The sequence below is a fragment of the Actinopolyspora lacussalsi subsp. righensis genome, assembly GCF_900116555.1.
Taxonomy (GTDB): domain Bacteria; phylum Actinomycetota; class Actinomycetes; order Mycobacteriales; family Pseudonocardiaceae; genus Actinopolyspora; species Actinopolyspora lacussalsi.
On the sequence record NZ_FPAT01000014.1, the window covers coordinates 41,178 to 60,576 of the forward strand.

Annotated in this window: 16 protein-coding genes; 2 read left to right on the forward strand and 14 right to left on the reverse strand. The window is 68.5% G+C overall.

From position 1 onward, the window contains the following. Positions 1 to 3: 3 nt before the first annotated feature. From BM394_RS20160 to BM394_RS20180, 5 genes are all read right to left on the reverse strand, one after another. Positions 4 to 561, reverse strand: coding sequence for a dihydrofolate reductase family protein (locus tag BM394_RS20160; RefSeq protein ID WP_092980954.1), 558 nt, complete (start codon positions 559 to 561; stop codon positions 4 to 6). A gap of 53 nt (positions 562 to 614) precedes the next feature. Then, positions 615 to 1,289, reverse strand: a complete 675-nt coding sequence (locus BM394_RS20165; protein WP_092980958.1) for a GNAT family N-acetyltransferase — start codon at positions 1,287 to 1,289, stop codon at positions 615 to 617. A gap of 7 nt (positions 1,290 to 1,296) precedes the next feature. Beyond that, positions 1,297 to 2,157 carry an SDR family oxidoreductase gene (locus BM394_RS20170; RefSeq protein ID WP_092980963.1) on the reverse strand — a complete coding sequence of 287 codons (861 nt, stop codon included), beginning with the start codon at positions 2,155 to 2,157 and terminating at the stop codon, positions 1,297 to 1,299. A 76-nt stretch (positions 2,158 to 2,233) separates the two neighbouring features. Beyond that, a complete protein-coding gene (locus tag BM394_RS20175; RefSeq protein ID WP_092980967.1) occupies positions 2,234 to 5,428 on the reverse strand; it encodes a UvrD-helicase domain-containing protein in 3,195 nt (1,064 codons plus the stop codon). 170 nt (positions 5,429 to 5,598) lie between these two features. Next, on the reverse strand, positions 5,599 to 6,585 hold the full coding sequence (locus BM394_RS20180) for a malate dehydrogenase (protein ID WP_092980969.1): 987 nt from the start codon (positions 6,583 to 6,585) through the stop codon (positions 5,599 to 5,601). Positions 6,586 to 6,818: 233 nt separating this feature from the next. Here BM394_RS20180 and BM394_RS20185 point away from each other — a divergent pair, with 233 nt between their 5' ends. Next, positions 6,819 to 7,535 carry a 3-keto-5-aminohexanoate cleavage protein gene (locus BM394_RS20185; protein ID WP_092980972.1) on the forward strand — a complete coding sequence of 239 codons (717 nt, stop codon included), beginning with the start codon at positions 6,819 to 6,821 and terminating at the stop codon, positions 7,533 to 7,535. Between the two features lie 767 nt (positions 7,536 to 8,302). On the opposite strand, the gene BM394_RS20190 is transcribed toward BM394_RS20185, so the two are convergent. Together BM394_RS20190 and BM394_RS20195 are read right to left on the reverse strand one after the other, a co-directional pair. Beyond that, the gene (locus BM394_RS20190) at positions 8,303 to 9,769 is read right to left on the reverse strand and encodes an MFS transporter (RefSeq protein ID WP_092980974.1); all 1,467 of its coding nucleotides are present in this window, start codon (positions 9,767 to 9,769) and stop codon (positions 8,303 to 8,305) included. 69 nt (positions 9,770 to 9,838) lie between these two features. After that, entirely contained in the window at positions 9,839 to 10,147 is a 309-nt protein-coding gene (locus BM394_RS20195; RefSeq protein ID WP_092980977.1) for a DUF6221 family protein, read from the reverse strand. A gap of 209 nt (positions 10,148 to 10,356) precedes the next feature. Between BM394_RS20195 and BM394_RS20200 the strand changes: the two genes are divergently transcribed. Then, positions 10,357 to 10,617, forward strand: coding sequence for a Prokaryotic metallothionein (locus BM394_RS20200; RefSeq protein ID WP_092980980.1), 261 nt, complete (start codon positions 10,357 to 10,359; stop codon positions 10,615 to 10,617). A 116-nt stretch (positions 10,618 to 10,733) separates the two neighbouring features. On the opposite strand, the gene BM394_RS20205 is transcribed toward BM394_RS20200, so the two are convergent. From BM394_RS20205 to BM394_RS20235, 7 genes are all read right to left on the reverse strand, one after another. After that, entirely contained in the window at positions 10,734 to 11,246 is a 513-nt protein-coding gene (locus BM394_RS20205) for a DinB family protein (RefSeq protein ID WP_092980982.1), read from the reverse strand. A gap of 226 nt (positions 11,247 to 11,472) precedes the next feature. After that, the gene (locus tag BM394_RS20210) at positions 11,473 to 11,964 is read right to left on the reverse strand and encodes an STAS domain-containing protein (RefSeq protein ID WP_245780331.1); all 492 of its coding nucleotides are present in this window, start codon (positions 11,962 to 11,964) and stop codon (positions 11,473 to 11,475) included. A 172-nt stretch (positions 11,965 to 12,136) separates the two neighbouring features. Continuing rightward, complete coding sequence (locus tag BM394_RS20215; protein ID WP_092980984.1) at positions 12,137 to 14,104, reverse strand: aconitate hydratase; 1,968 nt, start codon at positions 14,102 to 14,104, stop codon at positions 12,137 to 12,139. Positions 14,105 to 14,267: 163 nt separating this feature from the next. After that, positions 14,268 to 15,266, reverse strand: coding sequence for an SMP-30/gluconolactonase/LRE family protein (locus tag BM394_RS20220; protein ID WP_092980986.1), 999 nt, complete (start codon positions 15,264 to 15,266; stop codon positions 14,268 to 14,270). A 90-nt stretch (positions 15,267 to 15,356) separates the two neighbouring features. Continuing rightward, on the reverse strand, positions 15,357 to 16,181 hold the full coding sequence (locus BM394_RS20225) for an SAM hydrolase/SAM-dependent halogenase family protein (protein ID WP_092980988.1): 825 nt from the start codon (positions 16,179 to 16,181) through the stop codon (positions 15,357 to 15,359). Beyond that, positions 16,178 to 18,610, reverse strand: a complete 2,433-nt coding sequence (locus tag BM394_RS20230; protein WP_092980994.1) for an AAA family ATPase — start codon at positions 18,608 to 18,610, stop codon at positions 16,178 to 16,180. Before BM394_RS20230 ends, BM394_RS20225 begins: the two co-directional genes overlap by 4 nt. 98 nt (positions 18,611 to 18,708) lie before the next feature. Further along, positions 18,709 to 19,374, reverse strand: coding sequence for a phosphoribosyltransferase (locus BM394_RS20235; protein ID WP_092980996.1), 666 nt, complete (start codon positions 19,372 to 19,374; stop codon positions 18,709 to 18,711). Positions 19,375 to 19,399: the final 25 nt, after the last annotated feature.

Here is a 19,399-nt window from a genome sequence, read left to right on the forward strand (position 1 = left end):
CGGCTACCGAAGCCGGTAGCGCACATGGACCATGCCATTACCGAAACGACGCTGGTCGAGCAGCTCAAGCTCGGCAGGCACCCCGCGCGGAAAGAACGACTTACCACCACCCACCAACACCGGAGCGAAAAACAGCCCGCACTCATCGATCAGCCCCGCCTCGAACGCGTGAGCCGCCAACTCCGGGCCGCCCACGGCGAGATCGTGCTCGGCCGAGTTCTTCAGACGCCGCACCGCCTCGACGTCGAAGGTTCGTTCGATCCGGGTGCGGGTGGTGACCACCCTGTCCAGCGTGCCGGAATAGACGATCTTGTCGGCCGCCCGCCACAGTCGCGCGAACTCACCCATGGCGGGGGAGCGTTCGGCCAGCGTGGGATCGGTCTCCCAACCGGTCATCAACTCGTAGAGCCTACGCCCGTACAGATGCGTACCGACCGGCCGCTCCAGCTCGTTGATGAACGACAGGACCTCCTCATCGGGCACTGCCCAGTCGAAACGGCCGTGCTCGTCGGCGATGTAGCCGTCGAGCGAGGCCAGCGCGGAACAGATCAGCCTCGCCATGGCACTCCCGTCCTGTGCGACGTGTCCGCTGCGGGCGCTTTCCCGCGGTCTCGTCACGACAGCACTTCACTGCGGTAGTGGTACCGGCACACCTCGGTAAACCCCATGCTCTCGTACAACCGCAGCGCCGGCGAGTTGCCACCGTCGACCTGCAGATACATCCCCCCAGTTCCCAGGTCCGACGCCCAATCGGCCAACGACCGCAACACCTCACGAGCCGCACCCCGCCCACGTGCTCGCGGCAGGGTAGCCATCCCGAACACACCGGCCCACCCGAAGTCGACGACCGCACGTCCCACCGCCACCAGTTCACCACCGTCGAACACGCCGGCATAGGTACTCGGCTGCCCCACCCGGGCGAGCATCTCCCACTCCGGCCTGCAATCACCGCCATCACCGTGCACCGCACGCCACACGTCGAACCACGCCCCAGTGGGTGACTCCGTCAACCGGGTCCCCGCACCGCTCGATCGCGCCCCAGCGCGGACGTCGTCCACCGACGCCGCCCACAACGACATCGGAGTGTGCCGGTAGTAACCACGTTCGGCCAACAGCGCATCGAGCTCGACCGGACAGGCACCCGGTGTGAGCTGAAAACACGCCGCCCGCCCGAACCCCGAGTAGAACCTCTCTGCCACCGAAACCGCACGCACCAGATCCTCCCGCCCGGACACACCGTGCGGCAACACCGTGGCCGTCCACCACGACGAACCGACGTCGTGGCGCATCGGACGTTCACGCGGCCAGGTGCCGCCAACTGTCCGGCTCGGCCCGCAGATACTCGGCGAAACTCCACGGCCGACGCCCGGTGACGTGCTCGACCGTGTGGCTGGTCACCGAGGTTTCCCCCGAGGCGATGGCCAAATACGACCCCACCCAGGCGTCGACCTGCCACTGCTGGGCACCGGCCCGCGACCGGCGCGCCTCCTGCTCCTCCTCCGCGTGATAGGTGATGTCACGACCGGTGACCTCACCGAGCAGCCGAGCGGTTTCGTGCAGATCCAGCGGCTCCGGCCCGGACACATCGTAAACCCGGTCGGCGTGGTCGTCGTCGAGCAACACCTCCGTCGCCAACCGCGCCACGTCCCACCTGGCCACCCAGGCGGCCCGACCACTTCCAGCCGGCCCCCGGATCACCCCGTCGTCACCGACGAAACGCGGCACCAGGTCGGCATACATCGAATTGCGCAGCGCGGTCAACCGCATCCCGCCGGCGGCGATGGCCTGTTCAGTGGCCGAGTGCTCCCGAGCGAACGGAAACGTAGCGTGCGGAGCAGCCCCCATGAACGAGGTGTAGACGACACGACGCACCCCAGCCTCGGCCGCCGCATCGATCACCGTGCGATGCAGCCACAACCGGGCCGGATCCTCGTGAGCGGAAACGAACAGCACCGTGTCCACACCACGAAACGCCCGCAGCAACGCCGCCTGGTCCGTATAGGACGCCCGCACCACCGAACAGTTCTCCACCCGGGGAAGACGTTCGGGGCTGCGAGCCACGAGCCGCTGCGGCACCCCACGCCGCTCGAGCAATCGACAGATCCCACTGCCGAGTTCACCGGTGGCGCCGGTAAGCGCGATCGACTCCGCCAACATCGCACCCTTCAGCCGTGTGTGATCGATCGTATCCGAAACACGACCACCACGCCGCCCACAAGGGCAACGACACGGTTCAGAGCAGACTCAGCTGCCGAGCGGCGGAGCGTTTGCCCCCCTCGTCACCATCGCGCACCGCCGTGTCACCCAGTTCGGCCAGGAACGGACTGGGCGTGCGCTGCCCCGCGGTGGACGCCTGGCCACGACGCGCCGCACGGGTCAGGTACAACCGCCGCTGGGCCCGCGTCATCCCCACGAAGAACAACCGCCGCTCCTCGGCGGTGTCGTCGCGCTGCTCGCCCGGCCAGCGCAGCGGCAACAACCCGTCCTCACAACCGGTCACGAACACAACCGGGTACTCCAGCCCCTTCGCGGCGTGCAGCGTCAAGAGCGACACCGCGTCCGCACGCGGATCCAACGCGTCGACCTCCGCGCCCAGCATGACCTCCCGGCAAAACCCGACCACGTCCTCACCGAAACGCGAAGCCAGCGGGGTCAACAACTCCACGGCCGCGTGCAGCTGTTCAACCTGCTCGCCCAGCGTCCCGGCCACAGTGGCGACAGCCTGCTCCAGCTGCCGCAGCACCGTGCCGGAGCGACGACCGGCATAACCGAGCTCCCGCAGCAACGGCTCCACCCCGGCGCGTGCCGACAGCGGGTCGTGACTACGTTTCTGCACCGGAAATCCGTACCGGGTCAACTCCTCGGCCAACACCCGCGACTGCGCATCGGTGCGGTAGACCACCGCGATGTCGCCGAACCCCAACGACGAGGTCTCGTAACCGTCGGCGCTGCCGCTGTCCAACGAATGGAAGGTGGCACCGCCGAGCAGCCCGTCGACGGTGCGGGCCACGAACCTGGCCTCGGCCCGCTCGTCGGACGACCGATGCAGCACGATCGGGTGGTCACTGTCGGCACCCACCGGCCGCAACGTTCGCTCCGGAACCAGACTCTCCGGACGAATCGCCCGCACCGCCCCCTCGACGATGCGCCGCCCACTGCGATAGTTCCGCGTCAACGCCCGCACCGGAGCATCCGGATAGTCCTGCTCGAACCGCAGGAAAAACCCCACATCGGCGCCACGGAAACCGTAAATCGCCTGATCCGGATCCCCGATAACGGTCAGATTGGCCGCGGCGGGCGCCAGCAACCGCAACAGTCGGTACTGCACCTCGTCGACATCCTGGTACTCGTCGACGCTGATCCAGCGATACCGCCGCCGATACCACTCGGCCAACTCGGGATCGGCCCCCAACAACTCGACCGGCAGCACCAGCAGATCGTCGAAATCCACCAACCCCTCCCGCCGCAGCGCCGCGGTGTAGCCGGGCAGCAACTCCGCGACCTCACCGGAAACCTCACCACCCCGACGAGCACGGGACAGCCCCGAGACACACTGCCGCGCCCTGCGCTCGTCACCGGTCAACGACACCAGAATCCGGTGTCGCCGGTCGGCGTCGACCAGGGCGACGTCCTCGGGCAACCCCAGCGCGGCGTGGTTGTCCCGCACAATGCTCAACCCCAACGAGTGAAACGTCGCCACAGTGACCTCCCGGCCCTGTTCTCCCACCAACGCGGTGATCCGTCGACTCATCTCCGCCGCGGCCCGTCGGGTGAACGTGATGGCCAAGCAGCTCGAGGCGGGTACATTCCGTTCCACGACCAGGTGAGCGATCCGGTGCGTGATCGTGCGGGTCTTGCCCGTACCCGGCCCGGCAACGATCATCAACGGCCCGGACTCCACCTCGGCCGCGGCCCGCTGCTCGGCATCGAGTTCGGCCAGCATCCCAGCGGCCGGGGCCACGTCGACCCCTGCATCATCCGGGATATCCAGGATATCCGGGGCGCCGGAGGATTCCCGCTCCTGCTCCTCGAGCGGTGCGGTGACCTCGTCAACGAACGGTGGGGAAGTGGTGACGACCCCGCCGCCGACCTTCCCCGAGCCGCCCGCCGCGTCCGGCAGGGTAGGGGTCGTCAACTCGTCGTCGGCGAATAACGAGGCGGCACCGCCACCGCGCACCCGCGGGAGCTCTTCCGGCTCGAACACGCGAATCGTGCCGTACTCACCGTCAAAACCGGCTTCCCGGTGCACCACGCCCGTACGCAGCCGCTCGATCGCCTCGGCCAACGCACCGCTGTCCCGCCGCAACCGCTCGACCGGGACATCCTCCAGAATGGCCAGTTCGGAACCGTGCCGCGCCGTGAGCTCGCTGATCTCACCGAAGACCTTCTTGCTCTTGGGCCCGACACCCCGGATCTCACCGACGATCTCCGGAAGCGGTATCAGATTGCGGTATCCCGCCGCGCCGGACGGGCGCACACCCTCCGGACGATCCGCCAGCGCATCCACCCGGTTGAGCACCCCCACCGTCAACGGTTTGCCACAGTCCGGACACCTGCGCCCGTGACGCCGCGTCTCGGCCGGATCGAATCGCACCCCGCACTTGCGGTGCCCGTCGAGGTGATACTTGCCCTCCTCGGGGAAGAACTCCACCGTCCCCTCGAAACCCACACCGGTCTCCAACGCACGACGCATCGCGAAATAGTCAAGCTCGGTGTCGAACACAGTGGCTTCCCGAGCCAACATCGGCGGTGAATGCGCGTCGGAATGACTCACCAGGGTGTACCCGTCCAACGCCGACAGTCGCCAGTTCATCTCCGGGTCACTGGACAACCCCGTCTCCAGCGCGAAAACGTGGCCCGCCAGATCCCGGTAACACTCACCGATCGAATCGAACCCGGCCTTGGAGCCCAGAACGGCGAACCACGGAGTCCAGATATGAGCGGGCACCAAATACGAACCCGCCCCGGACTCCAACGTGATCTCCAGCAGATCCCGCGCGTCCAACCCCAGAATAGGACGCCCGTCCGAACCCAGATTGCCGATGTTTCCGAGTCTGCGGCTGAATTCCTCGGCCGCGTCGAAATCCGGGACATAGCACAAATGGTGGATCTTGCGGGTATAGTCCCCGTACTTGTAGATCGTGGCGATCTCCACCGAGAGCATGAACCGCACCGGAGTGTGACACTCGGTGGGCAACGTGCGCAGCACCGCACGCTCGTACTCCGGACGCAGCCGCAACAGTCCCGGCTCGGCGGGCTCCAGAACCTCACGCAGGTGCGCACGCCAAGCCGGATGTGTGAAGTCCCCGGTACCCACCACCGTGACTCCCTTGCGACGCGCCCACCAGGCCAGGTGCTCGATGTCGCAGTCCTTGCTGCACGCGCGGGAATACTTGGAGTGGATATGCAAGTCAGCGTAGAAGCGCACCCGTCGATCTTGCCAAACCAGCCACCCCGGTCACGCCCGGGCCACACAGCACCCCGCACGAACCCGACGTAACTCCTCTCGACAAGGCCGACATCTTCCGGGGCCCCGACAAACACGCGGGGCCGGTGGAAACATCCGCAACCACCGGCCCCGCACACCGCACGAACGGATCAGACCAGGCCCAACCCGCGCACGGTCTCACGCTCGTCGACCAACTCCTGCACCGAAGCGTCGATACGCGGACGGGAGAACTCGTCGATGTCGAGTCCCCGAACGATCTCGTAACGCCCGTCCCGAGCGGTCACCGGGAAGGACGAAATCAACCCCTCCGGCACACCATAGGAACCGTCGGAAACCACACCCGCCGACGTCCAGTCACCCTCGGCCGTACCGTTGACCCAGGTGTGCACGTGATCGATGGCCGCGTTGGCCGCCGACGCCGCCGACGAAGCCCCACGAGCCTCGATGATGGCCGCACCACGCTTGGCCACGGTCGGGATGAACTCATCACTCATCCACTGCCGCTCGACCTGCTCAGCGGCGATCTTGCCGCCCACCTCGGCGTGGAACAGATCCGGGTACTGCGTCGCCGAATGGTTACCCCAGATCGCCAACCTGCGGATCTCGTCGACACCCACACCCAGCTTGATCGCCAACTGCGCCAACGCACGGTTGTGATCCAGCCTGGTCATCGCCGTGAAACGCTCCGCGGGAACATCCGGAGCGTGGGCCTGGGCGATCAACGCGTTCGTGTTCGCCGGATTGCCCACGACCAGGACCCGCACATCATCCGCCGCGTTGGCATTGATGGCCTCACCCTGCGGTTTGAAGATGCCACCATTGGCCTCGAGCAGATCACCGCGCTCCATCCCCTGCGTACGGGGACGAGCACCCACCAACAAGGCAATGTTGGTGCCCTCGAAGGCACGCCGCGTGTCATCGGTGACCTCGATGCTGCGCAGCAACGGGAACGCGCAGTCGGTCAGCTCCATCGCCGTTCCCTCAGCGGCCTTGACCGCCTGCGGAATCTCCAACAACCTGAGATTGATCGGGGTATCCGGACCGATGAGCTGGCCGGACGCGATCCGAAACAGCAACGCGTAACCGATCTGACCAGCAGCGCCGGTGACAGTGACGGTAACGGGGGAACGAGTCATGGAGTTCTCTCCTGGTCGCCGGGTATTGCCGAAGCGATGCTATCCACCCGAACACCACGATCCGGGCGCCCCCGCCACGGATCACACCCCGAGCACCGGCCATACCGAAACGAAACCGATTCAGCCGAAACCCCCGCACAACGATCCAACGACACAATCGACACACCCGGTCACCACCACCGCACGACACACGTCGTGTTTCGCCACACACCACGATCCAGCAGAATGAAGTCATGCTGCAGGTCTGCCTCAACGGCCCCCGGGGCATTCGGGAACACCACCACCTACCCGTACAACCACCGGACCTCGCCGCGGCCGCAGCTCAAAGCATCGCCGCGGGTGCCGAGGACATCCACGTACACCCCAAAACCCCCGACGGTGCCGACAGCCTCGACGCCACCACGGTGGCCGCCGCCGTCAACGCGATCCGCGCCGCCGCCCCGGGCATCACAGTGGGAATCCCCACCACCGCCTGGACCACCCCCGACACATCCTCCCGACTCGACGCCATCGCGAGCTGGACCGTCCTCCCGGACCACGCCTCGGTCGACTGGCACGAACCCGACGCCGAACGAATCGCCCAGGCACTGCTGAAGCGCGGGATCGGCATCGAAGCCGGCATCCACTCCGGAACCGAGGCCGGTGAGCACTTCGCCGGATGGCCCCACCGCGAGCAGGCACTCCGCATCCTCGCCGAGGTCGTCGACCCCACCACGACGGGCGCGACAGCCACCGCCGAAACCCTGCTGGCACGAGTCCGCCCCAGCAGCACACCCATCCTGCTGCACGGCAGAGCAGCCGGTGCCTGGCCGGTACTGCGCCTCGCAGAGCAACAGGGTCTGCACACCCGAATCGGTCTGGAAGACACCCTGCTGCTTCCCGACGGCACCATCGCCGACGACAACGCCCAACTCGTCACCGCCGTACGCACCCGAGCGGCACACGGCTGAACCGCACGAATCGTCACCGCCCAGCACGATGGGGAAGTGGTACCTCGCAGCGCCGGTCAACGGGCCCATACCCCGTGTCCGACCTACCCGCACTGTCCCGCGACGGACGGTCACCACAATCTGACAACCGTTCTCGTGACGAATCGAGAGGTTCTCGACGTGTTCGGCCTCGACTCGCGCTCGAAGTAGTCCTCACACTTGGCGTTCTTCCGCAGGTATCGAGGAGCACGACCACGAGTCGGACACCTCGGACGCCGACACTTCTCCCGGACTTCCCACGTCCGCACCGGACAGTGGCACAGCTCGGGAGGAGGGCGGGTCGTCGCCGCGAAATCCATTACTTAACATAATGTGTATTATCGGCTAAAGCTGTAATCGGCGGATTCGGCGGTCGCGGTGACCGCTCGGCGTTCTTTCACCTTCCACCGGAGACTGCTGGCGGCGCCCGCAGGTGCTGAGTGCTCGCCCCGCTGGCGGACATTCCGCGGGGTGACTCCGCCGGTGCTTCCGCCGTCTGGCGGACCGGGACAACGATCTCGGGATGTCCGTGGGAACGTGCGAATTCGTCACCGTGATGACGCCGTCTCGTGCGGGAAGAAAACCGGAGCGTGTCACCGGCGCTTGTACCGATGCCGACCGGGACACGTCGACACACCCCCACTTCGGGTCCGGTGTTCGTTCCGCCCGCTCTCATGAAACGTGGATAACAAATATTATCCATCATTTGGGGTGTCGACTTCTCACGCCGAGGCCGACTGGTGACATGTTCACCGAGGGTTCCGGGTGCACGGATCCTGGCAGGCGTGGTTCACCGCCGGCAGCGGCAGTGAACGCACCCGGGCGGCGTTCTCGACCCCGGCCACCGCTGTCACGGCCCCTGCCACACACAGTCCGGCGGAGATGAGCATGGCTGTCGCGTACCCCTGCCCCAGCGGTTGTCCCGCGGCGATCCCGGACAGCCCCGCCAGCGGCGGCAGTACCGCCACCGCCAGCAGCCCGGCCATCCGCGATATGGCGTTGTTGACGCCGGAGGCGACACCGCCGTGTTCGCGTCCGACCGAGGCGAGCACGGCCGACGTCAGCGGTGCCACGGTGACCGACAGTCCGAGACCGAAGATCAGCACGGCGGGAAGCACGGTCGTCGCATAGTCCGTTCCGGGCATCACACGTGTCATCAGCACGAGCCCGCAGGCACACACCAGGGGGCCGATGGTCATCGGCCACCGCGGACCGATCCGCTGCGCCAGTGCTCCCATCCTGCTGGACAGCAGCAGCATGACCACGGTGATCGGCAACGTGGCGAGTCCCGCGGCCATCGCCGAGTAGCCGAGTGTCTGCTGCAGCTGTAACGACAGCAGGAACAACGCCGAGCTCAGGGCGCCGTAGACGGTGAACGTGGTGAGGTTGGCCCCGACGAACTGGCGCGAGCGGAACAGCGACAGCTGCAGCAACGGTGCGGACTGCTTCGCCTCGACGAACGGGAAGGCGAGCAGCCCCACCGTCCCGACGATGGCCGCGAGCACGGTGATCGTGTTCCAACCGTGCGCGGGGGTTTCGATCAGCGCGTACACGGCACCGGTCAATCCGAGCGTGACCGCAGCCGCGCCGGTGATGTCGGGCGGTCCCGAGATGGTGGGGTCGCGGGTCTCGGGAACGTGGCGGCGGGTGACCAGCAGAGCGATCGCGGCGATGGGAAGGTTGATGAGGAACACCCAGCGCCAGGAGGCGGTGTCGACCAGCCAGCCGCCCACGAAGGGTCCGATCGCGGCGGCGATGCCGGTCAGCCCCGCCCAGGTACCGACGGCTTTACCGCGGTCGTCCTGGCTGATGGAGGCGTTGATCAGGGCGAGGCTGCCCGGAACCAGCAGTGCACCACCGATGCCCTGCACCAGCCGGGCCGTGACCAGTTCCGCTCCCCCGCTGGCGAGTCCGCAGCCCAGTGAGGCCAGGGTGAACAGCACCAGTCCGGCGCTGAAGACGCGGCGGCGGCCGTACCGGTCCCCGAGCGCTCCTCCCAGCAGCAACAGGGAGCTCAGTGTCAGCAGGTAGGCGTCGAGCACCCACTGCAGCAGGGCGAAGGTGCCGCCGAGGTCGCGGCCGATGGCGGGCAGCGCGACGTTGACCACCGATCCGTCGAGGAAGGCGACTCCGGAGCCGAGCATGGTGGCGAGGATGATCCACCGTCCTCGTGCGGAGCGCAGTGGCACGGGGTCGTCGGCGCGGTGAGCGCTCATCGGGTGAGGGTAACCGTTGTGGGCGGCTTCGGCCGGGGTGTTGTCGCGGACTGTGGTTCCTAGTGGTGTTCAGGGGCGCCACCGGTGGTGGTAGCCGGGGCGGTCGTTGTAGGGCAGTCCGAGCAGGGCTCGGGTGAGGCATCCGCGCTCGTCCTCGTGGGGGAACGAGGTGTTGAGGGCGTCGCAGGGGCCGTGGCCGGTGCCGCAGTACCGGTGCTGGTCGAGGACGCGGGCTTTGAGTTCGCATTCGCGGAATCCTCGGGTGATGCGGGCGGTGGAGCAGGTGGCGGCTCCGGATTCGCCGTCTCGTCGGGCGTCGGTGAGGCGTTCCAGGTCGTGCAGGATCTGTGTGCGCAGGAATTCCCGGAACCGGTCCACGATCGCCCTCCTCGCCTGGTCCTGGCTTCGGCCGTCCCGTTCGTGGTGCGGCCACGGGCATCATTGTCGATCATGGGCTGGGGTTGTCTCGGGCGTGGTGCGGCCGAGTGGGAAACGAATGCGCTGGGTATCGGCGTGTGTGGTTGTCGTGATCAGGGTGGGGGTCGCATGCTGTGGTTGTTACGGTCGTTGGTTCCGAGGGGGGCGTCATGGCGACGTGTGAGGTTTGTGGCAATGACTACTGGATGACGTTCGAGGTGCGTACGGCGGGTGATCAGGTGCACGTGTTCGATTCGTTCGAGTGCGCGGCGCACCGGTTGGCTCCGTCCTGCGAGCACTGTGGGTGCCGCGTGCTCGGGCACGGTGTGGAGGATTCGGGGCAGTTCTTCTGCTGCGCGCATTGTGCGCGGCAGGCGGGTGCGTCGATGGCCGATCAGCTGCGGGACGCGGTGGGGGCTCATCCGGGCTGAGCGGGCCCTGTGAACGTCGTCCCGGTCGGTTTCGGTGCTGATGTGCCCGGGTGGGACCCGGTATGGTCCACCCGGGCATCGGTTCGGCGTCGCCGGTTGCTTCGTGGTGGGTGTGGCTAGATGCCGGTGGTGCCGTCGAGGCGTTCCCGCAGCAGGTCGGCGTGGCCGTTGTGGCGGGCGTATTCCTCGATCATGTGCACGTAGATCCAGCGCAGGTTGACGTGCTGGCCGCCGAGGTCGCCGGTGTCGGTCAACGAGTGCTCGCGGCTGCTGCGGCGGGCGTGCTCGATCTCGGTGTGCCAGGTGTTCAGGGCGTCGTGCAGGGTGGTGTGCTCGGCCAGTTCGAATCCGCCGTCGGTTCCGTCGGTTCGGGCCTGCTCGGTGCGGGTGGTGGCCAGTTCCTCGGCGGCCAGGATTCGGCGGAACCAGGTGCGTTCCACCTCGGTCATGTGTTGGACGAGGCCGGTCAGGGTGAGTTCGGACGGCGGGACGGTGGCGGTGGCCGCCTGGGTGTCGTCCAGTCCTTCGCATTTTCGGGCGAGGGTGGCGCGGTGGAAGTCGAGCCAGCCTTCGAGTACGGCGCGTTCGTCGGCGTCGAGGGGTGGCGTGGGGCGTTCGGTGCTATTCACCGACTGATTATCGCACCTGGTGTGAGAATTTCACTTTTCAGACTGGATCGGTGCGTTTGCTTCGGCGTTTCGCGTATGGCGGGGGCCGGTCACGAGCTGCAGCTGCAACAGCCCGATGTCTGGATCACTGTTCTGTGAGAGTTTCTCGAGGAGTCTCCGGCGCATGTAGCTCGGTGAGTGTTCGTTCCTTCGCAGGGGCGCCGGGGTGGTGAGCGGTTGCGGTTCGCTACTGGTGGTGGGCGTGTGCCAGCGCGGTGCTGACGCTGTCGTGGCAGGTCAGGCTGGCGTTGATGCCGGTGAGGTCGAGCAGGCGGGGCACGCAGCCCTGGCCGGGGACCACGTGCATGTCGATGCCGCGTTGGTCGGCGCGGCGTTGGGCTTTGAGGAGCAGTTCGGCTCCGGTGGTGTCGATGAACGAGACCATGCTCAGGTCCACGATCAGTGTTCGCAGGGCGGCTGCGGTGAGGCGTTGCCGGATGAGTTCGGTGACTCGGGGTGCCGCGGCGAGGTCGATGTCTCCGTTCATGCTCACCACCACCACACCGGGGGCGGGGCGTTGCACCGACATGCGCAGTGCCGGGTCGAGTCGGTGTTGTCCCTGTGCGAGTTCCTCTTCGCCCGCTCGTCTGGTGGGTACGGTCGGCTGGGGCGGGTTCGCCGGGGTGGTGTCGGGCTGGTCGCTGTGGACCGACTGTGGTGTGGGTCGAGAAACGATCACGTTTCCTCCTGCGGCGTCCGCCGGGTGGCGAGGAGGTGGCGGGCACGGCGCGTTGCTCGGTTACGCCGTGTCGCGTTTTGACTACTTTTCGCCAGATGTGGTTCCCACCGTAGTGGCCCCGTTGGTGGTACTACAACCGCTGGGGAGTCGGGTCGGCGGATACATGCGGGGGTCAGGGGCCGCTGTGCGGGGTGGTTTCGGCGAGCATGGGGATGATTCCCCCGGCCAGCACGGCGTTGACCTGTCGGGGGGACAGCCGGTGGCCGACTCGGTAGTCGGTGCCGCGGGTGGTGTTGTGCAGCGTCAGGGTGTGGTGCTCGGGCAGTTGCCGGTGCAGCTCGTCGAGGTGGAGCACATCACCGTGGTCGATGTCGTCGTAGTCGGCCGGGTCGGTGAATTCCAGTGGCAGGATGCCGAAGTTGATCAGGTTCTGCCAGTGGATCCGGGCGAAGGATTTGGCCACCACCAGCCGTAGTCCCAGGTGGCGGGGTGTGATGGCGGCGTGTTCCCGGGAGGAGCCCTGTCCGTAGTTGTCACCGCCGATCACCGCGTGCGGGTGGTGGTGTTGGCGGGCCCGCTGGGGGTAGTCGGGGTCGAGTCGGGTGAAGGTGTATTCGGCCAGTGCCGGGACGTTGGAGCGCAGCGGTAGTGCTTGCGCACCGGCGGGTGAGATCTCGTCGGTGGAGACGTTGTCGCCGGTTTTGAGTAGCACGGCCGTTTCGAGGTGTTGCGGTGGTGGTGCCAGGTCCGGCAGTGCGGAGATGTTGGGGCCTTTGACGGGCTGGATGCGCAGCGCCTCGGTTTCCTCGGGCGGTGCCAGCAGCATGGCGGTGTTGACGGAGCTGTGTTCGGGTTCTTCGACGGTGTCGTCGGTGAGGCCGAGCCGCTCGGCCAGTTCCCGGGGGTCGGTGATGCTGCCGGTCAGCGCGGCGGCGGCGGCGGTTTCCGGTGAGCACAGCCACACCGAGTCCTCGGGGGTGCCGGAGCGGCCGGGGAAGTTGCGGGGAAACGTTCGTAGCGAGTTCTGTCCCACCGCCGGGGCTTGGCCCATGCCGATGCAGCCCATGCAGCCGGACTGGTGGATGCGTGCTCCAGCGCCGATCAGGTCGGCGACGGCGCCGGAGCGTGCCAGGTCCTGCAGGATCTCGCGGGAGGTGGGGTTGATGTCGACGCTGACCGCGTCGCTGGTGGAGCGGCCGCGCAGCATGCGGGCGGGGACGGCGAAGTCGCGCAGCCCCGGGTTGGCCGAGGAGCCGATCACGGTTTGGCTCACCTCGCGGCCGGCGACGTCGCTGACCGGGACGACGTTGTCGGGTGCGGAGGGTTGGGCGATCAGCGGCTGCAGGCCGGTCAGGTCGATTTCGTCGGTGAGGTCGTAGGTGGCGTCGGGGTCGGCGGCCAGCTCGGTGAAGTCGTGTTCGCGTCCTTCGGCGCGTAGGAACCGCCGCACGGCCTCGTCGGCGGGGAACACGGTGGTGGTGGCGCCGAGTTCGGCGCCCATGTTGGCGATGACGTGGCGGTCCATGGCCGACAGCTCGGCCATGCCGGGGCCGTGGTATTCGATGATGCGGTCGACTCCACCTGTGACGGTGTGTCTGCGCAGCATTTCCAGGATGACGTCCTTGGCCGAGACCCAGGGGGGCAGTTGTCCGGTCAGGCGCACTCCCCAGATTTCGGGCATGCGCAGGCGCAGGGGTTCGCCGGCGATGGCCAGGGCGACCTCGAGTCCGCCCACCCCGATGGCGAGCATACCCAGTGATCCGGCGGCGCAGGTGTGCGAGTCGGAGCCGACCATGGATTTGCCCGGGATGCCGAACCGCTGCATGTGGGTGGGGTGGGACACGCCGTTGCCGGGTTTGGAGTACCACAGCCCGTAGCGCTGTGCGGCGGTGCGCAGGAATTCGTGGTCCTCGGCGTTTTTCTCGTCGGCCTGCAGCAGGTTGTGGTCGACGTACTGCACGCTGACCTCGGTGCGGGCGCGGCGCAGCCCCAGTGACTCGAGTTCCTGCATGACCAGTGTGCCGGTGGCGTCCTGGGTCAGGGTCTGGTCGACCGACAGCGCCACCTCGTGGCCGGGAGTCATGTGGCCGTCGACGAGGTGTTCGGCGATGAGTTTGTGCGCCAGGGTACGTGCGGGCACGGCGGGACTCCCCTTTCGTGATCGTGTGCTCACCGGGTGCCGGTGCCCTGGTTGGGGCTCGGCCCGGGTGGGCCGTGTTCGGGTTACCCGCCGTGGTTGGTGTTGAAACGATCAGCCGGGCAGCACGCGGCGCGGTCGGGGATGTTCACCGCCGGTGGGTGCGTCAGTGTGGGGTCGCGGGCTCCAGCGGCAGGGTGGCTACGGCGCGGCTGGTCAGGCTGCCGAGGTAGAGCGTGCCCTGGTACTGGCGCACTCCGGTGACCATCCCGAAGTCGCCCACCGGCGCGGCGAGTTCGTGCACCACTCGCCCGTGGGTGTCGACGGCCAGCAGCCACAGCGTTTCGGCGGGCTGTGGTTGCAGCGGTTGCGGTAGTGCGGCGGCCAGGCGCAGCAGCGCCGGGGCGTGGGTGTGGGCGGTGTCGAGCAGGCGGCTGCGTGCCGCGGCCTGGGTCACCCAGATCAGCCCGTCGGTGCCGGTGGAGATGTTGTCGGGGAAACCGGCCATCGCCGACAGCATCGTGTCGCTGCTGCCCGCGCGAGGCCCGGTCAGCATCACGCGGCGCAGCCGGTAGGCGCCGGTTTCGGCCACCACCACGCTCGTCTCGTCGGGGGTCAGTGCCACCCCGTTGGCGAACTGCAGCCCGTCGAGCAGCACCTCGGCGGGCCCGTCCGGCGGTAGGCGCCACAACCGGCCGGTGCCGGAGTGTTCCATGAGGTCGTGCCGCCACCGGGACAGTGGGAATCGGCGGGAGGAGTCGCTGAAGTACACGGTGCCGTCGGTGGCCACGGCGGCGTTGTTGCACAGTGCCGGCCGTCCCGGACCGCCGCCGGCGAGCAGGGTGTGGACGTGGCCGTGCCGCGGGTCGATTCGCAGCAGCCCGCGTTCGGCGTCGCAGACCAGCAGTGCCCCGTCGGGCAGCGTTTCGATGCCCAGCGGACGGCCGCCGGTGTCGGCCAGCACCCGCAGCTGCCGCCCGTCCTGGTCGAGGGCGAGCAGGCGGCCGTCGTCGACGCCGGTGATGATCCGGTCGTGTTCGTCGAGCACGACGTCTTCGGGGCCGAGTCCGTTGACCGGCAGCAGGTGCGGGACGGCGAGTCGTCGTGGTTGGGTGCGGCGGGCTCGGGGTGGGCGCCACCCACGGGGGCGGATCCCGGTGGTCATGGTCGGCTCCTGGTGTGTGGGCGGCGGTGTGGGGACAACGAGAGCGCTGCCGCCGGGTGACGCGGCGGTGTCGCGGCGGGTCCGTGGTGGTTATGTGTCCTGGTCGGCGGGTGTGATGTCGAGGAGCTGGTCGCGGTCGACGTCGAGGTGGGCGGCGGCCGAGGCGGTGTTGACGGCCACGGCCAGGTGTCCGGCCGAGTCGGCCAGGACCAGGCAGTCGCCTTCGGCGACGTCGCCGAAGGTGCGGCCGTACCGGGCGGTGAATCGGCCTGTGGGGGTGGTGATCAGCAGCGGGTCGCCGTGGTGCCAGGGTGCCCGCGTCGCGGGCAGCGCCAGCTGCAGGTTGCCGAAGTGGTCGATGGTGATCACCTGTGCCCGCACGTTGCGGCCGTGGCTGCTGGAGTGGGGTGTGGGGGCTGGCACGAGTTGTTCGGGGGAGAGTGCGGGTCCCGCTGTGCGGATGTCGGCGCCCAGCGCGGCGGCCGCGGCCACGGGGGCGAAGACGTCGCGCCCGTGGAAGGTGGCCGAGACGTCGGGCAGCCACCAGTCCGGTTCGGCCAGTTCCACGGCGGTGGTGATCCCGCCGAGCCGGTCGGCCGGGGCGAGCAGCACACCGTTGTCCGGCCCGACGAGCAGGCTGCCGGAGGTGGTTTCCAGTGCGATGCCGCGCCGGGCGGTTCCCACACCGGGGTCGACGACGACCAGGTGCACCGCGGTGGGCAGGTAGGGCACGGTCTGGGTCAGCACCGCCGAGGCGGCGGTGATCGCCTGTGGGGGAATGTGGTGGCTGATGTCGATGACCGACGCGCCGGGGGCGTGGCGGGCCAGCACTCCTCGGCAGGCGGCGACGAACCCGTCGGCGGTGCCGTAGTCGGTGGTAAACGAGATCCACGGGTAGCGCGGTTGATCGTTCATGGCTCCATCGTGGCACCGTCGCCGCCGGCCGGGGTGGTGACCGGTGTGCTCGCTCGGTCGGGCTCGGTGGGGCGGTCGCCGTCGGTGTGCCGCTGCGCCCCGGCCAGCCGCACGGTCAGTGTTTCCTGTTCGTCGAGGTCGACGTGCACGGTCTTGCCCTCCGGGGCGGGGTGTTCGGTCAGCAGGGTGGCGATGCGGTTGTGCAGTTCCCGTTCGATGACCCGTCGCAGCTGCCGCGCCCCGAACTCGCGGTGTTCGCCGCGGTGCACGAGCCATGCCACGGCGGGCTCGGTGATCTCCAGCCGCATCCCCCGGGTGCGCAGCCGCTGCCGGGTGTGCTCCAGCAACGACTCGGCGATGTCGACCAGCGCGTCGGTGGTCAGCGGCTGGAACGGCACGATCTCGTCGATGCGGTTGACGAACTCCGGCCGCAGTCGCGTGCTCAGCGCGGCGACGGGGTCGAACGGGGGCTGGTCGGGCTCGGCGGCGAGCAGTGCCTGCTCGGCTCCGATGTTGGAGGTCATGATCACCACGGTGTTGCTGAAGTTCACGGTGGTGCCGTTGGAGTCGGTGAGTCTGCCCGCGTCGAGTACCTGCAGCAGCGTGTTGAGGATGTCGGGGTGGGCTTTTTCGATCTCGTCGAGCAGCAGCACGCTGTAGGGGTGGGTGCGGATGCTGTTGGTGAGTTGGCCGGGTTCGTCGTGGCCGAGATAGCCGGGTGGGGCGCCGATCAGGCGGGACACACTGTGTTTTTCCTGGAATTCGCCCATGTCGAACCGCACTGTGCGGTCGCTGTCGGAAAACAGCGCGGCCGCCAGCGCTCGCGCCAGTTCCGTTTTGCCCACCCCGGTGGGGCCGGTGAACGCGAAGCTGCACAACGGGCGGTCCGGGTCGGACAGGCCGGTGCGGGCACGGCGGATGGCGTCGGCGACGGTGCGGGTGGCCTGTGGCTGGCCGATGACGCGTTCGGACAGTCGGGTGTCGAGTTCGCGGAGTTTGCCGCGTTCGGTGGTGCCGAGTTCGGTCAGTGGCAGGCCGGTGCGTTCGGCGACGACTTCGGTGACGGTGTCGGTTCCCAGCAGTGGCCTGGTGGCGGTGCCAGTGGGCTCGCGGTCGTGCCGTAGTCGCAGGCGGGCGCAGGCCTGGTCGAGCACGTCGACGGCCTTGTCGGGCAGGAAACGGTCGGGGATGTGGCGCTCGGCCAGCGCGGCGGCGTGCCGCAGCGCCCGTTCGTCGATGCGGATGTGGTGGTGCTGCTGGTAGCGCTGCCGCAGGCCCCGCAGGATCGCGGTGGTCTCGGCCACCGTGGGTTCGGGCACCGTGACGGGGTGGAACCGTCGTTCCAGGGCCGGGTCCTTTTCGATGTGCCTGCGGTATTCCTCGGTGGTGGTGGCGCCGATCAGGGGGAGTTCGCCACGTGCCAGGGCGGGTTTGACCACGGTGGCCGCGTCCAGCGCGCCGTCACCGGAGCCGGTGCCGATCAGCGCGTGGATCTCGTCGACGAACACGATCAGGTCCTGCCGGTGTTCGGTGACTTCACGGAGCAGTTCCCGCAGTCGTCGTTCGAAGTCACCGCGGTGTTGCGCGCCCGCGACGAGGCCGGTGACGTCGAGGGAGACGAGTCGACGGCCCGCCAGCAGCGGCGGTGCGGTGTTGGTGCTGATGCGGTGGGCCAGCCCTTCCACGATGGCGGTTTTGCCCACCCCGGCTTCCCCCAGCAGCACGGGGCTGTTCTTACCGCGCCGTGCCAGCACCTCCACGATCTGGTCGATCTGGTGGTCTCGTCCTGTCACGGGGTCGATGTCGCCCGCGGCGGCGCGGGCGGTGATGTCCACACTGAACTCGTCCAGCCACGGCGTGGCGGGGTGCGTGGTGTCGTGGTGGTTCTGCTCGGTGTGCTCGGCGGGGCCGGCGCGGTGGTGCTCGCCCTGTTCGATCGCCCGTGCCAGTGCTCGCCCCGCCGCGGAGTCGGCGTCGGTGGCCACACCCAGCAGCAGGTGCCGCGTCCCGAGCTGGGCGGCGCCCTCGTGCCGTGCCTGCCGGTAGGAACCCAGCAGGGCGTGCCGTGCGGCGCTGGTCAGCCAGGGGCGCGGGTCGGCCGAGCCGCCGGTGGCCTCGTGCGCCCCGGCCAGGGTGCGCAGGCTGCGGGCCAGCCGGTCCACGGCCACCCCGGTCTCGCGCAGCATCGAGGCGGTGGGGCCGGTCTGGGTCAGTGCCCACAGCAGGTGGGTGTCGTCGAGGGCGGTGTGTCCCCAGTCGCGGGCGGCGTGCACGGCTGTGGACAGCACCGTGCGGGCCTGCTCGTCGAGCACCCCGGCCTGCCCGCGGTGGGTGGTGTCGCTGCCGGTGTCATCGCCGCGGGCGCGCAGCAGTTCGTCGAGCAGCGACTCGACACCCGGTGATGGTTCGAAGGCCCGGCCGCTACTCACGTCGCACTCCCGATCGGCGTGGCTGGTCGTGGTGTGCTCCCACGGTGATCACGTTGTCCATCCTGGCCAATACCGATGTGGCGGTGTGCGGGTGGTGCCTATCCCGGCACGCCGTGGCCCAGCAGCCGGTGCAGCTCGTCGTCGGTGACCGGCCGGAAGTCGCGGTACCACTGCCCCACCGCGGAGAACGCGGCCGGAGTGCTGGGGCACACCAGCAGGTCGACCTCGCCGGACAGCGCCGCCACGGCTTCGGGGGATCCGACCGGCACGGCCAGCACGACGCGGGCAGGCTCGTCCTGGTGGACTCGCCGTATCGCGGCGCGGGCGGTGGCGCCGGTGGCCAGCCCGTCGTCGACGACGATCACGTCCCGGCCGGACAGTTCCACCGGCGCCTCGTGCTGGTAGGCCCGCTCCTGCCTGCGGGCCTCGGCCCGTTGCTGTTCGCACTGGGTGCTGAGCTGTTCGGCGTCGAGCCCGAAGGCCCGCAGCAGCCGCTGGTCGTAGGTGGGCGGGCCCTGCGCGGCCACCGCACCCAACGCCAGTTCCGGCTGGCCGGGTGCGCCGATCTTGCGGGCCACGCAGGCCCGCACCGGGGCGTGCAGCGCCGCGGCCACTTCCGCGGCCACCGGAACCCCGCCGCGGGCCAGCCCCAGCACCACCGGCTCGACCAGCCGGTGCTGGGCCAGTTGCCCGGCCAGGACACGCCCCGCGTGGGCGCGGTCGGTGTAGACCGTGTCGTTGTCGAAGGCATCGCGGTTGCCCATGGTCGGCCTCCTTCGGGCCGCGGTG

What these genes read in the sequence shown, in the direction of transcription:
- BM394_RS20160 (WP_092980954.1), bottom strand. Translation starts at nt 561, where the DNA reads ATGGCGAGGCTGATCTGTTCCGCGCTGGCCTCGCTCGACGGCTACATC.
- BM394_RS20165 (WP_092980958.1), bottom strand. Translation starts at nt 1,289, where the DNA reads ATGCGCCACGACGTCGGTTCGTCGTGGTGGACGGCCACGGTGTTGCCG.
- BM394_RS20170 (WP_092980963.1), bottom strand. Translation starts at nt 2,157, where the DNA reads ATGTTGGCGGAGTCGATCGCGCTTACCGGCGCCACCGGTGAACTCGGC.
- BM394_RS20180 (WP_092980969.1), bottom strand. Translation starts at nt 6,585, where the DNA reads ATGACTCGTTCCCCCGTTACCGTCACTGTCACCGGCGCTGCTGGTCAG.
- BM394_RS20185 (WP_092980972.1), top strand. Translation starts at nt 6,819, where the DNA reads ATGCTGCAGGTCTGCCTCAACGGCCCCCGGGGCATTCGGGAACACCAC.
- BM394_RS20190 (WP_092980974.1), bottom strand. Translation starts at nt 9,769, where the DNA reads ATGAGCGCTCACCGCGCCGACGACCCCGTGCCACTGCGCTCCGCACGA.
- BM394_RS20200 (WP_092980980.1), top strand. Translation starts at nt 10,357, where the DNA reads ATGGCGACGTGTGAGGTTTGTGGCAATGACTACTGGATGACGTTCGAG.
- BM394_RS20220 (WP_092980986.1), bottom strand. Translation starts at nt 15,266, where the DNA reads ATGACCACCGGGATCCGCCCCCGTGGGTGGCGCCCACCCCGAGCCCGC.
- BM394_RS20225 (WP_092980988.1), bottom strand. Translation starts at nt 16,181, where the DNA reads ATGAACGATCAACCGCGCTACCCGTGGATCTCGTTTACCACCGACTAC.
- BM394_RS20235 (WP_092980996.1), bottom strand. Translation starts at nt 19,374, where the DNA reads ATGGGCAACCGCGATGCCTTCGACAACGACACGGTCTACACCGACCGC.